We start from the raw sequence: 841 nt of genomic DNA, 5'->3' as shown, positions 1-841 counted from the left end.
GTCTTCGTCGTGGAGGACCTCGACCACGCCCTGGCCCGCGGTGCCCCCGTCATCTACGGGGAGATCGCCGGTGTGTCCGCCACGTTCGACGGCCGGCACTCGCGCCGCCACGGCGGCTTCGACGTGGGCCAGTACGCCCGGGCGATGACCACGGCGCTGGAGCGGGCGGGCCAGCGGCCCGAAGACGTCGACGTGGTCTTCCCCGACGCGCTCGGGGTGCCCGCCTCCGACCGTGACGAGTGCGCCGCCATGCGGACCGTGTTCGGATCGGCATCACCGGCAGTGACGACGCAGAAGCCACTGGTGGGGCGGCTCTACCAGGGCGGGGCCGCCCTGGACGCGGCAACCGCGCTGCTGGCCATGCGTCATGATCTCCTTCCGCCGGCGGGTGTCCATACTCCCGCACCGGGATGCGAGCTGAACTTCGTGTCCGAGGTGACCCCCACGCCGGTTGCCACCGCGATGGTCAACGCCCGCGGCTTCGACGGGTTCAACGCGTCGCTCGTCCTACACCGCTATAAGGAGGAGAAGTAGATGTTCAACTTGGACGCGACCAGCGGCCCCGGGGTGGGGGCGGTGGTACGCACGGCGATCGGCACCGCCACGGACACGGTGCGGACGCTGCTGCGCATGCGCGCCCGTCCCGGCCGTGAGCAGGAGTTCGAAAGCGCCTGGCTGAAGGCTGCGGAGGTCATCAGCACGGTGCCGGGAAACATCCGCCAGGACCTGATGCGCAATCCGGACCTGCCCGGAGAGTACGTGATCGTGGCCGACTGGGAGAACCGCTCGGCGCTGGACGCCTTCGGGCGCAGCTCGCGCCGGGACCACCTCACCGCCGCCC

The 841-nt window shown here is 70.9% G+C and carries 1 protein-coding gene and 1 pseudogene; both read left to right on the top strand.

Features of this window, described 5'->3' with window-relative positions; genetic code table 11:
- Positions 1 to 534: pseudogene (locus DD1DGNOD_RS29695) on the top strand (ketosynthase chain-length factor); the annotation flags it as partial.
- Positions 535 to 841: antibiotic biosynthesis monooxygenase family protein (locus DD1DGNOD_RS29690; RefSeq protein ID WP_241255795.1), on the top strand; the 307-nt coding region annotated here is incomplete at its 3' end.

It is taken from the genome of Candidatus Protofrankia californiensis (genome assembly GCF_900634765.1).
GTDB classification, from domain to species: domain Bacteria; phylum Actinomycetota; class Actinomycetes; order Frankiales; family Frankiaceae; genus Protofrankia; species Protofrankia californiensis.
Note: the sequence above shows the minus strand (reverse complement) of the source record. Positions and strands in the feature narration are given on the sequence as shown.